This is a genomic window from Oceanimonas sp. AH20CE76 (assembly GCF_039654065.1).
Classification (GTDB): Bacteria; Pseudomonadota; Gammaproteobacteria; order Enterobacterales; family Aeromonadaceae; genus Oceanimonas; species Oceanimonas smirnovii.
In genome coordinates, this window is sequence record NZ_CP155481.1 from 2,008,270 (window position 1) to 2,020,873 (window position 12,604).

Consider the following 12,604-nt stretch of genomic DNA (forward strand, 5'->3'; position numbering starts at 1 on the left):
ATTTTCACCCATTATAATGGCGAAAGTGTCAGGATTTTATCGGCAAAAAGAGATGAAGTGTCGCCAAAAAGACAATCAGCAAGTATTACTGGAACAGCTTGGGCAACTAAGGCACTTGCCAAGGCCGGTGCTGGGCCAGCTGCAGTCCTTGCCCAATCAGGCCATTAACACTCATCATGTCCATGCCTGGATACAGCTTTCCTATGCCGCTGCAGGCGTGCTGACGGTGAACACACCCGAAGCCCGCTTTGTGGCCCCGCCCAACCGGGCGGTGTGGATTCCGCCCCATCTCAGCCATGGCGTGCACTGTGACGCCGGCACCCAAATTCGCAGCCTGTATATTGACGCTGCCGCCCTGCCAGCCCGCCCCTGTGAAGTGGTGGAGATAAGCCCCTTGCTCAGAGAGCTGATTCTGACGTTCAGTCATTTTGATGTGGAATATAACGAAAGCGGTGCCGAGGGTCGCCTGGTGGCGGTGCTGCTGGATCAACTGGCGCTGGCACCGGCCTGTGCCCTGATGCTGCCCTGGCCCGGCCATCACGCTCTGGCGGCTATTTGCGATTATCTGGCTGCACACCCGGACTGCCGCCGGCCCATGCGTTATTTCAGTGAGCAGCTGGGGGTCAGCGACAAAACCCTGAGCCGCTATTTTGTGCGCGACACCGGCATGAGCTTTCGGCAGTGGCGACAGCGGGCCCGCCTGCTTGCCGCCCTGCCCCTGCTGGAGCAAAACCTGCGCATTACCGATGTGGCGCTGGAATGCGGCTACGACAGCCTGTCTGCCTTTATTGCCGCTTTTGGCGAGCTACTGGGCTGCACACCGGGTGAATATGTGCGCAACAAGTAGGCCTGAAAGCCCGTGACTTCTGCTTCACCGCAAAGCGAAGCAGCAGCGCGGTTGCACTCCGCCGACACGCTTCGAGCCCATCCATGGGACGCTCGGCACATGCCGTCCATGGCATGTGACGGTCGGCTACAGCAATCCCCACTGCTGCTTCGTGAAACTCCGGCGCTACCTGCCACGAGATTTTCTATTCCCCAGTCCCTATTCCCCAATCCCTCGCCTATAACGGCAGGGCCGTGGTGTACTTGATTTGCTCCATGGCAAAGCTGGAAGTGATGTCAGACAGCCCTTCGGTGCTGTTGATCAGCTTTTTATAAAAACGATCAAAGGCGGCAATGTCGGCCACCACTACTCTGAGCATATAGTCCCACTCGCCGGACATGCGGTAAAACTCCACCACTTCGTCAAACGCGGTGACCGTCTCGGCAAAACGGGCCAGCCAGCGGCTGTCGTGATGCTGGGTTTTTATCTGCACAAACACCGACAGGCCCAGCCCAAGCTGCTCGGCATCCAGCAGGGCTACCCGGCCGCGAATGTAACCGGCTTCTTCCAGCCGCTTGACCCGCTTCCAGCAGGGCGTGGTGGACAGGTTCACCGCCTCGGCCAGATCTTTCAGCGCCAGGGTGGCGTCCTGCTGCAGCAGGGCCAGTATTTGACGATCGAAATTATCCATTCGTTTTTATGCCATTAGGGAGAAAAATTTTCTAAAAATTATCGCTTATCCTGAAAACAAGAGAAAACCTTTTTCCCCTTATGAGAATACAATTTTCAGTATCATTTTATTTTTGAGTCTGATGCCATGAGCCAGTGGACCCGCACCGCCCTTAAAGTTTTGTCCAGCGATCAGCTGCGCACCTCGGACACTCACCTGTACCGGCTGGACATTCCTGCCCTGGCCGGCATTGATATCTATCTGAAAGACGAAAGCACTCACCCCACCGGCAGCCTTAAACACCGGCTGGCCCGCTCGCTGTTTCTGCACGCTATCTGCAGCGGTAAAATTCGCGAAGGCACCCATGTGGTGGAAGCCTCATCGGGCAGCACGGCGGTGTCGGAGGCCTATTTTGCCAAGTTGCTGGGCCTGCCCTTTACCGCCGTGATGACGGCGTCCACCACCCGCAGCAAAATTATTCAGGTAGAGCGCCTCGGCGGCCGCTGCCACTTTGTGCAGCATGCCAGTGAGGTGTATGCCGCCGCCGAGCAGCTGGCACGGGAAACCGGCGGCCATTATATGGATCAGTTTACCTATGCGGAGCGGGCTACCGACTGGCGGGGCAACAATAATATTGCCGAAAGCATTTTCCGCCAGCTGGCAGAAGAGCCCCACCCGGAGCCGGACACCATTGTGATGAGTGCCGGCACCGGCGGCACCTCGGCCACCCTGGGCCGCTATATTCGCTATGCCGGCCTGAATACCCGGCTGGTAGTGGTGGATCCGGAAAACTCGGTGTTTTTTGACAGTTTCCAGCAGCAGGACCATACCCTTACCAGCCGGGCCTGCGGCCGCATTGAAGGCATTGGCCGCCCCCGGGTGGAAGCCTCGTTTCTGCCCGAGGTGATCGACCGCATGATAAAAGTGCCCGATGCCGCCAGCATCGCCACCATTCACTGGCTGGAGCACATACTGGGGCGCAAGGCCGGCGGCTCGACCGGCACCAATCTGTGGGGCGTACTGCAACTGGCGCAGGAAATGCAAAAAGCCGGCAAAACCGGCTCCCTGGTCACGTTAATGTGCGACGGCGGCGAGCGCTATCTGGACACCTACTACAACCCGGAATGGGTCGCCGAGCATATCGGCGATATTCAGCCCTGGCGTGAACAGCTGGCGCTGTTGGGCTAGCTTGAGCTGTAAGCTAATCACATATCGTCAAAGAGAGCACAATGCGAAGCATCAGTGCGGTTACACTCCGCCGACATGCTTCACTTATTGCCACTCACTAAAAAAGCCTGCTGCGAACATAGTTAATGTTCGGTCAGGCTTTTTTAATTCGTCATGGCGAGCAAAGCTCGCCCCATGAACGCTCGAAAATGCCATCCATGGCATTTAATGGCCGGCTCCGGCAATCCCCACTGCTGCTTCGGGCAGCATTGGCGTTGCCTGCTTCCTATCAGTCAGACAAATTGCACCACTTATAGCTGACAGCTTATAGCTTACAGCTCCCTCGAAGAGGGTTTCCGGCTGTCCCTTAAGATCAGCATGCAGGGAGTGAGCAGCAGGGTGAGCAGGGTGGCAAAGGCCAGACCGCCGGCAATGGCGCTGGAGAGCTGGGTCCACCACTGAGTGGACGGCGCGCCCAGCCCCAGTGAAGGGGCCAGCAAGTCCACATTCACTCCCAGCACCATGGGCATCAGCCCCAGTATGGTGGTAATGGCGGTGAGCAGCACAGGCCGCAGGCGCAGGCAGCCGGTTTCCAGCGCCGCCTCAAACGGACTCATGCCATCGGCTCTCAGCTGGTTAAAGGTGTCGATCAGCACAATGTTGTTGTTCACGACGATGCCCGCCAGAGCGATGATGCCCATGCCCACCATCACAATGCCAAAGGACTGGCCGTTGAGCAGCAGTCCCATCAGTACGCCGGCGGTGGAAAACACAATGGCCGACAGCACCAGCAGGGTCTGGTAGAAGCTGTTGAACTGAACCACCAGTATTAACGTCATCAGCAAAATCGCCACTATAAAGGCGGTGCTGAGAAACTGACCCGCTTCCCGCTGATCCGCATCTTCTCCCGCCACAATCAGGGTCACCCCTTCCGGCAGCGCTACCCCGGACTGCTGCAGCGCGCTCAGGCGCTCATCCAGACGAAAGCCTTCCGCCATATCGGCCTTGATGGTGACGGTGCGCCGGCCGTTGACTCTGTGCAGTGTGCCCACCTTGGGGGCCGGAGTCAGGGTGACAAACTCGCTCAGGGGCACCTGGCCTCTGGGCGTGTTCAGGGTCAGCCGGGAGAGCTGATCCACCGAGCGCCAGTGCGCCGGCAAGCGCACACGAATATCCACTTCATCGCTGGCATCTTCAGGCCGGTAGCTGGCCAGACGTAAACCGTTAGTCACCAGCTGCACCGCATTACCCACACTGAGCACATCTGCCCCCATGCGGGCAGCCGCTTCCCGGTTGACCTGCAGGCGCCACTCTATGCCCGGCAGGCTGCGATCATCTTCTATGTCGGCAAAGCCGCCCAGCTCATTCATGGCGGCACGCACTTGCTCGGTAGCCGAATCCAGGGCAGCTTCATCGCTGCCCGACAGCCGGATTTCCACCGGCTTGCCGCCACCCGGGCCCATTTGCTGTTCACGAAACTCCAGTACCACGCCGGGAATGTCGGCAGTGCGCGCCAGCATGGTTTCCCGAATGGCGCTGGCGGGCCGGCGCAAATACCAGTCAATAAACTGAAACTGCAGCACACCAATCACATCACTGCCCATCTGGTTGTCGGCCATGGCAAAACTGCGGGCATAGAGCGCCTTGACCTCGGTCAGCCCGGTCAGCCGGCTTTCCACTTCCCGCAGCAGAGCGTCTTTTTCATACACCGACAAATCGCCCCGGGCGCGCACCTGCAGCTGGGCACTGTCGGGCTCGATATCAGGGAAGAACTCCACCCCGTGGTTAAAGCGGGCATAACCCGCATACATAAGGGCAATCAGGCCAAGGGTGCCCAGCAGGGTCAGGCCGGGGCGGCGCAGCAGCCACGCCAGCAGGCGGCGGTAATGGTCGAGGCCCGACACCACCACAGGCGCTTTGGGCTGACTGCTGCTTTTGCCCAGCCCACCCATGGTGGGCAAAAATATCAGCGCCATGGCCAGAGACGCCAGCAGGCAGATAATGACGGTAGCCGGCAGATATTGCATAAACTGCCCCACCACACCGGGCCAGAACAGCAACGGCATAAACACCGCCAGTGTGGTGATGGTAGAGGCAATCACCGGCCAGCTCATGCGGTGGGCGGCATTGATCCAGGCCTGCTTGGGCGGCTGGCCCTCATGCAGATGGCGGTCGGCCAGCTCGCTCACTACAATGGCCCCGTCCACCAGCATGCCCGCCACCAGTATCAGTGCAAACAGCACGATAATGTTCATGGTAAAGCCGATGCCCCAGATCACCAGAATACCGGCAAAAAAGGCCCCGGGAATGGTCAGCCCCACCATCAGTGCCGAGCGTGCGCCCATGGTGGCCAGAATAAGAATAAGCACCAGCACCACGGCGGTGAGCACATTGTTGAGCAAGTCCGCCAGCATGGTTTCAATCTGGGTGGACTGATCCATGATGTAGTCGATCTCCACCCCGTCGGGCAGCAGCGGCTCAGCCTGCGCCAGCAATGCTTTGACCTGCTCTATGGTCTCGATGATATTGGCACCGGCGCGTTTGCTCACTTCCAGCACCACGCCGGGCTGGCCGTTGATGCGGGCAAAGCCGGCGGGATCCTTGAAGGTGCGGCGAATGGTGGCCACATCGCTAAAGGTGACCACGCTGTCGCCACTGACCTTGAGCGGCAACCCCAGCACGTCGTCGAGGTTTTCAATCACGCCGGGCACCTTGATCGCCAGGCGGCCGGCCCCGGTATCCAGGCTGCCGGCGGCCACCAGCCGGTTGTTGCGCGACACCAGATTAAACAGCTGGGTATAGTCAATGCCGTAACTGTCGAGCACCTGAGGATCCACCAGAATTTCCAGCAGATCTTCCCGATCACCGCCTATGTCCACTTCCAGCACTTCGGCAATGCCTTCAATTTCATCCTTCAGCCGGCGGGCTATCATCACCAGCTCGCCTTCTGAAAGCGGCCCCGACAGCGCCACCGACAGCACCGGAAACAGCGCCACGTTAATTTCGTGCACCACAGGTTCTTCCGCTTCCTGAGGCAGCTCGCTTTGTGCCAGATCCACTTTTTCACGCACTTCCTGCAGCGCCTGTTTGGGATCAAAGCCGGCATCAAATTCCAGCATCACGGAAGCATGGCCTTCGCTGGCGGTAGAGGTCATTTTCTTGACCCCTTCCAGGGTGCGCAGCTCCTGCTCCATGGGCCGCACCAGCAGCCGTTCGCCGTCTTCCGGGCTGATGCCTTCCAGCGCCATGGACACATACATCATGGGAATGGTCACATCCGGGTTGGCCTCTTTGGGAATGACCTGATAGGCCCCCACGCCACCCAGTAACAGCAATATAAAAAACAGCAGCGTGGCCCGGCTGCGGTAAACAGCGGCCTGAATAAGCGCCCTCATTCACGCAACTCCTGCACCGCCACCACCTCACCCGGCGTAATAAAGCCGGCCCCCCGGGTCACCACCCGGGCCTGCTCGGGCAAACCGGTCACCCAGGCTTCATTCGGAGTAATGGCCAGTAGCGTCACCGGCACCAGCTGCAGCCGGTTTTGCTCATCCACCAGATGCACACCGGTGCGCCCCTGCTCATCAAGGGCCAGCAAGGCAGGAGACAAGCGGTGCGCCAACCGCGCGGGCAGGTGAATTGTCAGCTCGGCACTGGCACCGGCCAGACGCAGCCCTTGCGGATTGTCAAACCGGGCTTCTACCGCAAAGCTGCGGGTATCGGAGTCAGCGGCAGCAGCCACAAAGCTAAGGGTGCCCGACAGGGTTCGCCCATCCAGCGCAGTGGCCGTTACCGGCAGACCGGTTGTTAAGCCGGCCACCTTTTGCTGAGGCACAAAGCCGCTCAGGGTCAGTGTGTTATCGTTGACCAGCATCAGCAGGGAATCGCCGGTCCGAACATAATCCCCCGTTTCTACATGGCGGGCATTCACGGTGCCCGCAAAGGGGGCCGTTGGCCGGCTGTAATCCAGCGCCAGCCGGGCCTCGGCCAGAGCGGCATTGGCGGCGGCGGCAGCAGCACGGCGCATCAGTAACTCGGTGTCGGCAAGCAGACCTTTTTGGCTGAGCCGCTCGGCGGCCTTCAGTTCGGCGGCGTTGAGCTTTTGCTCAGCCTCGGCCCGGCTGAGGGCGGCCTGCCTGTCATCCAGACTCAGGGTCAGCAGCCGCTCGCCCTCGACCAGGGTTTGCCCGAGCTCAGCCAGCTGCTCTACCACACCGTCGGTACGGGCCCGCACCACCAGCTCACGTTCCGCCTGAAACTGCCCCTGCACCAAGTGTTGCGGCTGATAGTCACTGGCGCTGAGCTGGGTGACCTGCACTGTGATTTCCTGCCTGTCCGGGCTCTGGCTGTTTTTCTCCGCCTCAGGTGCCTGCCGAGCGGCCTGATACAAGTGCCCCCGCCACAGCCAGAACAGCACCACCACCAGTACCAGCGCCGCCCATATCCGCGTTTTATGTCTGGCCGCTCTGCTGCGCCAACTCCTTGATCCCATGTTGGTTCCGTCTTTTTTAAGATTATTGTTCAGCATATCAACTTGCTTCCCGCTCAGACAGCCTTGATACAGATCAAAAAAACATCAACTTTATTGACTCTCCGGTCAGACAGGCGTACTGTGATCATAAACAAACATTTGGAGTACCACTTATGAGCAATCAACGCTTGCTGTCTCTGGCCAATCTTTCCATGGTGGTGTTTCTGGTGCTGTTCTGCGGCTCCCTGAGCATGGCCTGGCTGGGTGAACAGTCCCTGTCTGTGGGCACCACCGTCTTTATGCATATTACCCTGGTGCTCACCGCTGCCCTGTTCAAACTAGCCTATGTGGTGCGTCTTATCGCCCAGGACCGCATGGGCCAGCCACTGGTCTAAACGCAAAAAGCCCCGCTTCACAGCGGGGCTTTTTATGCTGGACCAACAGCCGCTCAGTTAAGCTGACTGCGCAACCAGTCGAGCACTATGCCGTAACTGGCGGGCAGCATGGGCTCAAGCTTATCAAGGGCGGCCTGAGTATCGGCAGCCGTACTCAGACAGAAGTTAATATGCCCCACCTTGCGGCCGAGGCGCACGTCCTTGCCATACCAGTACAGCTCGGCACCGGGCACCGAGAGCCAGTCGTCGTTGCGCTCGGTCCCCACCAGGTTCACCATGACGCTGGTGTTTTTGACGCTAGGGGCAATCAGCGGCAGCCCGGCCACGGCGCGCAGGTGCGCTTCAAACTGGCTGATATTAGCGCCTGCCTGGGTCCAGTGACCGCTGTTGTGCACTCGGGGCGCCAGCTCGTTAATCAGCAGGTGATCGCCCACCCGGAAGCACTCCATGGCCATGACACCGACATAGTCGAGATCGTTCATCAGAGTGCCAAGCATGCGCTCGGCCTCGTCCTGCAGGTGCGCCAAGCGCGCCAGCGGCGACACCGAGCCCAGCAGAATGCCGTCCACATGCAGGTTGAGGGTCAACGGATAGAAATAGCACTGGCCGTCTTCACCGCGCATGCCGACGATGGAGGCTTCCTCGTCAAAGTCGATGGCCTGCTCGGCAATGGCCTGCTCGTGCCAGTCAGCGGGAATGGCGTCCCGGCCCGGCTCCCGCAGCCAGTGCTGACCGCGACCATCGTAGCCGCCGGTGCGGCGCTTGAGCAGCACCCGCTCGCCCAGCGCCTCATGCAGGCTTTCGGCGGTGGTGTCGGTTTCCACCAGCTGCCAGGGCGCGGTGGCCAGCCCCAGTTTGTCGATCAGTGATTTTTGAGTATAGCGATCGGCCAGAATGGGAAAGGTATTCAGATTAACGAACGCCGGATGAGCCGCCAGCTGACGAGTCGCGGCGGTCTCGGGCCACTGCTCGCGCTCGGCGGTGACTTTTTCATGAGCCTGCAGCGGAAAGGTGTCTTCCGACTCGATATCAACCGGACGCACGTCCAGATTAAGCGGCATGCCAGCGTGCTTCAGCATCTGGCCCAGCTGGCCGGCACCCAGTACCCAGATACGGCTCATGCTTCCTCCCGCGGATCGGGGTTGCCCAGCACGGTGCTGGTTTGATCATTACGGAAGGTGTCCAGCCGCTCGGCCAGCTCGGCATCGTGATTGGCCAGCATCTGGCAGGCCAGCAGACCGGCATTAAAAGCACCGGAGGTGCCGATGGCCAGGGTGCCCACGGCCACGCCCTTGGGCATTTGCACAATGGACAGCAGGCTATCGAGACCGCTCAGGGCCTTGCTTTGCACCGGCACACCCAGCACCGGCAGCCGGGTTTTGGCGGCCACCATGCCCGGCAGGTGGGCGGCACCGCCGGCACCGGCAATAATCACCTGATAACCGCGCTCCACGGCCTGTTCACCAAATTCCATCAGCCGGTCTGGGGTGCGGTGCGCCGACACCACTTCCACGGTATAGGGAACCTGCAGCTGGTCCATAATTTCTGCGGCACCCTGCATGGTGGGCCAATCACTTTTTGAACCCATGATGACGGCAACTTTTGCTTGCATGACTACTCCTGTTCAACAACGTTGTGCATGTTTTAGGTGGATCCGGGGGAGCGCGGATTATACCGAAAGCCCGGTTTTGCGGCCAGTGAAAGGGTGGACAATACCTGACCCAATCGTTAAGGTATGGGCCGTTCAAGGCTGAACAGATGATTTTAAGGAGGTGAACGCCTTATGATGGGCGCCATTGAAGCTTTACCCTGACGCACGCTTTCGTGCCGTCGACCGCACAATACCAGGCTAACGCCAACGTCTTTAAGAAGCACAACGCTTCACCGCAAAACAAACTGTTATCTTGTTTTCTGAACCTTCAGCAGGTTCTCTACGTCCGTTGCCGTCAGCCAGGTCGTCCACACCGCACCCGCAATCCGCCTCTGGTGTGCTTGCCCGTGCTTGTCTGTGTTTTTACAAGACAGGGAGATGAACTTGGAACTCTATCAATTTTCCAGCACCACAGTACTGCTGCTGCTGGCCGCTTTTTACGGCGGAACCTACCTTATTACCACCTTCATCAAGAAGGAGCAGGAAGACACCGACGCCTTTATGGTGTCTAACCACAGCGTAGGCTTTGGCATGGGGGCGGCCAGCATGACCGCCACCTGGATCTGGGCCGCCTCCTTCTATGCCGCCGCCACCTCGGGTTACACCTATGGGGTGTCGGGCCCGCTGCATTACGGCTTTTGGGGTGCCCTGATGATTTTGTTTATTTACCCCTTTGGCCGCCGCTTTCGATCCCTCGCTCCCAACGCCCATACGCTGGGTGAAGTGATCCATGCCCGGCACGGCTCGTCCAGCCAGCTGATCCTGGCCTTTTCCAACCTGCTGGGCAGCATCATCAGCTTGATGGTGAACTTTACCGCCGCCGGTGCCCTGGTGTCTGTGCTGTCGCCGCTGTCGTTCCAGACCGGGGTGATCATTGCCGGTGTGGGCGTGCTCAGCTATACCCTCTGGTCCGGCTTTCGAGCTTCCGTGCTCACCGACTTCGCCCAGCTGATTGCACTCATGGCCATTGCCGTGGTGATTATTCCTGCGGTGCTGTTTGCCATGGGCGGTCCGGCAGAAGTGATGAACGGCTTTGATAACCTCACTGCCGAGCAGGCCAACCTCTTCTCCACCGAAGCCATTCTGCATCAGGGTGCTCCCTATTTTGTGGCGGTGCTGGCCTATGCCATTGGTAACCAGACCATTTCCCAGCGGCTGTTTGCGGTAAATGAAAAGCACATCAAGCCTACCTTCCTCACCGCCACGCTGGGGTATGGTGCCATTGTGATTGGCCTGGGCATGATTGGCCTGATGGCGCTGACCAACGGCGTTGAACCCCTGAACGGTGATATGAACAACCTGATCCCGCAGATGGTATCCAGCTATCTGCCACCGGTGTTTATTGCCCTGTTCTTTATTCTGGTAATTGGCTCGCTGTCATCTACCGCCGACTCGGATCTGTCTGCCCTGTCCGCCATTATCATGGCCGATGTCTACGGCAAGAACATTGCCAGAGGCAAGGCAGACCCCAAACGCATGCTGTTTATTGGTCGTCTGACCATGATTGTCGCCACCATGCTGGGCATTGTTCTGGCCAGCTTCTCTCTCGATATTCTGGTGATGCTGGTATTTGTAGGTGCACTCTGGGGGGCCATTGTGTTCCCGGTAATTGCCAGCTGCTTCTGGAGCCGGGTCACCAACCGCGCCTTTACCTCCTCGGTGATAGTGGCCCTGATCATGTTCTGCGTGGCCCGCTTTGAGTGGGTGGAAATGACCGGTGCCGTGGCGGTGCTGTTCGAACTGCTGGCAAGCATTGGCGGCGGTGTGGTGATTGGCCTGATGGTATTTGGCTTCTTTGGCCGGCACGCGGGCTTTGTTGCCGGTATTATCGCCGGTCTGGCGCTGATGTATTTCGCCACCGGCTTCCTGCGGGAGTATACCGTGCTGCTGTCTTCCCTGCTGGCATACGGTGTCAGCACCCTGGTGTGTGTGGTGGTAAGCCTGCTGGATAATCAGAAGTTTGATTTTGAGCTGATTAAAAAGCGGGTGGGCAACTACGACGATCGTTTTGATGCACCTGCCACTACAGCGGCCATGAAGACCGCCAAACTTGCCAAGGAGTCTTAAGATGAGCGAACTGATAATGGGAGCCTACATTCTGATCTGGCCCGCCCTCACCCTTTTGGTATTGATCATGATCTGCCGCGGCGTATGGAAAGACATAGTCGCGGCCAAAAAAGAAAACCGCGAGCTGGTGTAAGTCAGCGCGGACAGCGTAAAAAGCGGACCCTTGAGGTCCGTTTTTTTTGTAATCAAACGAAGGCAAACGATTCATTAGCTTCACGAAGCAGCAGCGGGGATTGCCGTAGCCGACCGTCAAATTCCAGGGATGGAATTTGCCGAGCGTCCCACGGATGGGCTTGGAGCGTGTCGGCGGAGTGCAACCGCGCTGATGCTTCGCATGCTGTGTGTATTAAGCCGCCAGCCAGCGGGCGTAGAGGGGGACGCCGATAAGTACGTTAAAGGGAAAGGTCACCGCCAGTGAGGCCAGCATGGCCAGACCAATATCGGCCTTTTCAATGGAAGCCCCGATGGCGGCTGGTGCTGCGATATAAGAGGCACTGGCCACCAGCGCTACCAGAATAAGGGCACTGCCCGCGGGCAGATTAAGGGCTGAGGCTACCAGTGCGCCCAGGCTAGCCAGCGCCAGTGGGGCCAGCAGCGCAAACAGCATCACCGGCCAGCGCTTCCAGGGCACAGGAGTGAGCGCTTTGGCGGCACACAGGCCCATTTCCAGCAAAAACAGCGCCAGCAGCGCCTTGAAGGCATGAATAAACAGTTCACTCACCGGTGCCGCCCGCTCGGGGCCATAAAAGTAACCAATCAGCACACCACCGGTGAGCAGCACTACCCCGCGGCTGGTCAACGCTTCATGCCAGACGCTGCCGCTGCTTACACCGCCTTCCTGCCCCGAGAGGCGCTTGTACAATGAGATGGCCACAATAATGGCGGGCAGCTCCAGCAACACCAGATAAAGCGTGGTTTCCGGCGCAATCTCCAGCTGCAGGGTCTGAGCATAAGCCAGGGCCACCGCAAAGGTACCGGCACTGACAGAGCCGTAGTGGGCGGCGAGGCTGGCGCTATTGGCCCTGTCCAGACGCAGCAACCGGCGCGCCAGCGGGTAACACGCCAGCGGAATTAATACGCCCAGTGACGCCACCGCCAGCAGCTCGGGAACCAGCTGCCAGTGCAGATTGCCATGCAGTGACAAGCCGCCCTTGAAGCCGATGGTCAGCATCAGCAGTATCCCCAGCGTATCGTAAGCCGCCTTGGGCACCTGTAAGTCGGAGCGGGCCAGCCCCGCCACCACGCCCAGCGCAAAAAACGCCACCACTATGTCTGGCATATGATTCCTCTCTATGTTTGTTAGGCACAACCAAGCCTGCAACAGGGTCAAAGACCTGCTGGTATGGAAAACGGCTTG

At 59.1% G+C, this 12,604-nt stretch carries 11 protein-coding genes; 5 read left to right on the top strand and 6 right to left on the bottom strand.

Translation table 11 applies throughout. From position 1 onward, the window contains the following. Positions 1–52 precede the first annotated feature (52 nt). On the top strand, positions 53–847 hold the full coding sequence (locus N2M06_RS09730) for a helix-turn-helix transcriptional regulator (protein WP_317075078.1): 795 nt from the start codon (positions 53–55) through the stop codon (positions 845–847). Between the two features lie 217 nt (positions 848–1,064). Here the strand turns inward: N2M06_RS09730 and N2M06_RS09735 are convergent, their stop codons facing one another. Then, positions 1,065–1,517 carry an Lrp/AsnC family transcriptional regulator gene (locus N2M06_RS09735; RefSeq protein WP_019934899.1) on the bottom strand — a complete coding sequence of 151 codons (453 nt, stop codon included), beginning with the start codon at positions 1,515–1,517 and terminating at the stop codon, positions 1,065–1,067. A gap of 126 nt (positions 1,518–1,643) precedes the next feature. Here N2M06_RS09735 and N2M06_RS09740 point away from each other — a divergent pair, with 126 nt between their 5' ends. Continuing rightward, entirely contained in the window at positions 1,644–2,684 is a 1,041-nt protein-coding gene (locus N2M06_RS09740) for a PLP-dependent cysteine synthase family protein (RefSeq protein WP_317075079.1), read from the top strand. A 311-nt stretch (positions 2,685–2,995) separates the two neighbouring features. Here the strand turns inward: N2M06_RS09740 and N2M06_RS09745 are convergent, their stop codons facing one another. Together N2M06_RS09745 and N2M06_RS09750 are read right to left on the bottom strand one after the other, a co-directional pair. Continuing rightward, on the bottom strand, positions 2,996–6,058 hold the full coding sequence (locus N2M06_RS09745; RefSeq protein WP_346350659.1) for an efflux RND transporter permease subunit: 3,063 nt from the start codon (positions 6,056–6,058) through the stop codon (positions 2,996–2,998). Continuing rightward, complete coding sequence (locus tag N2M06_RS09750) at positions 6,055–7,155, bottom strand: efflux RND transporter periplasmic adaptor subunit (RefSeq protein ID WP_346350660.1); 1,101 nt, start codon at positions 7,153–7,155, stop codon at positions 6,055–6,057. The genes N2M06_RS09745 and N2M06_RS09750 overlap by 4 nt, the downstream gene beginning before the upstream one ends. Before the next feature lie 152 nt (positions 7,156–7,307). Between N2M06_RS09750 and N2M06_RS09755 the strand changes: the two genes are divergently transcribed. Beyond that, positions 7,308–7,529, top strand: a complete 222-nt coding sequence (locus N2M06_RS09755) for a hypothetical protein (protein ID WP_019934903.1) — start codon at positions 7,308–7,310, stop codon at positions 7,527–7,529. Positions 7,530–7,582: 53 nt separating this feature from the next. Here N2M06_RS09755 and purK read toward each other — a convergent pair whose 3' ends face one another. Next, positions 7,583–8,650 carry a 5-(carboxyamino)imidazole ribonucleotide synthase gene (gene purK / locus N2M06_RS09760; protein WP_346350661.1) on the bottom strand — a complete coding sequence of 356 codons (1,068 nt, stop codon included), beginning with the start codon at positions 8,648–8,650 and terminating at the stop codon, positions 7,583–7,585. Continuing rightward, the gene (gene purE, locus N2M06_RS09765) at positions 8,647–9,141 is read right to left on the bottom strand and encodes a 5-(carboxyamino)imidazole ribonucleotide mutase (RefSeq protein ID WP_346350662.1); all 495 of its coding nucleotides are present in this window, start codon (positions 9,139–9,141) and stop codon (positions 8,647–8,649) included. The genes purK and purE overlap by 4 nt, the downstream gene beginning before the upstream one ends. Positions 9,142–9,558: 417 nt before the next feature. Here purE and N2M06_RS09770 point away from each other — a divergent pair, with 417 nt between their 5' ends. Further along, positions 9,559–11,247, top strand: coding sequence for a sodium:solute symporter family protein (locus N2M06_RS09770; protein WP_317074840.1), 1,689 nt, complete (start codon positions 9,559–9,561; stop codon positions 11,245–11,247). 1 nt (position 11,248) lies between these two features. After that, positions 11,249–11,380, top strand: a complete 132-nt coding sequence (locus N2M06_RS09775; protein ID WP_019934907.1) for a putative transporter small subunit — start codon at positions 11,249–11,251, stop codon at positions 11,378–11,380. A 213-nt stretch (positions 11,381–11,593) separates the two neighbouring features. On the opposite strand, the gene N2M06_RS09780 is transcribed toward N2M06_RS09775, so the two are convergent. Beyond that, positions 11,594–12,526, bottom strand: coding sequence for a sodium-dependent bicarbonate transport family permease (locus tag N2M06_RS09780; protein ID WP_346350663.1), 933 nt, complete (start codon positions 12,524–12,526; stop codon positions 11,594–11,596). Positions 12,527–12,604: the final 78 nt, after the last annotated feature.

Excerpts from the sequence above, each read along its gene's own strand:
- N2M06_RS09770 (WP_317074840.1), top strand. The coding sequence starts at position 9,559 with ATGAACTTGGAACTCTATCAATTTTCCAGCACCACAGTACTGCTGCTG.
- purE (WP_346350662.1), bottom strand. The coding sequence starts at position 9,141 with ATGCAAGCAAAAGTTGCCGTCATCATGGGTTCAAAAAGTGATTGGCCC.
- N2M06_RS09775 (WP_019934907.1), top strand. The coding sequence starts at position 11,249 with ATGAGCGAACTGATAATGGGAGCCTACATTCTGATCTGGCCCGCCCTC.
- purK (WP_346350661.1), bottom strand. The coding sequence starts at position 8,650 with ATGAGCCGTATCTGGGTACTGGGTGCCGGCCAGCTGGGCCAGATGCTG.
- N2M06_RS09745 (WP_346350659.1), bottom strand. The coding sequence starts at position 6,058 with ATGAGGGCGCTTATTCAGGCCGCTGTTTACCGCAGCCGGGCCACGCTG.
- N2M06_RS09750 (WP_346350660.1), bottom strand. The coding sequence starts at position 7,155 with ATGGGATCAAGGAGTTGGCGCAGCAGAGCGGCCAGACATAAAACGCGG.
- N2M06_RS09780 (WP_346350663.1), bottom strand. The coding sequence starts at position 12,526 with ATGCCAGACATAGTGGTGGCGTTTTTTGCGCTGGGCGTGGTGGCGGGG.
- N2M06_RS09740 (WP_317075079.1), top strand. The coding sequence starts at position 1,644 with ATGAGCCAGTGGACCCGCACCGCCCTTAAAGTTTTGTCCAGCGATCAG.
- N2M06_RS09755 (WP_019934903.1), top strand. The coding sequence starts at position 7,308 with ATGAGCAATCAACGCTTGCTGTCTCTGGCCAATCTTTCCATGGTGGTG.
- N2M06_RS09735 (WP_019934899.1), bottom strand. The coding sequence starts at position 1,517 with ATGGATAATTTCGATCGTCAAATACTGGCCCTGCTGCAGCAGGACGCC.
- N2M06_RS09730 (WP_317075078.1), top strand. The coding sequence starts at position 53 with ATGAAGTGTCGCCAAAAAGACAATCAGCAAGTATTACTGGAACAGCTT.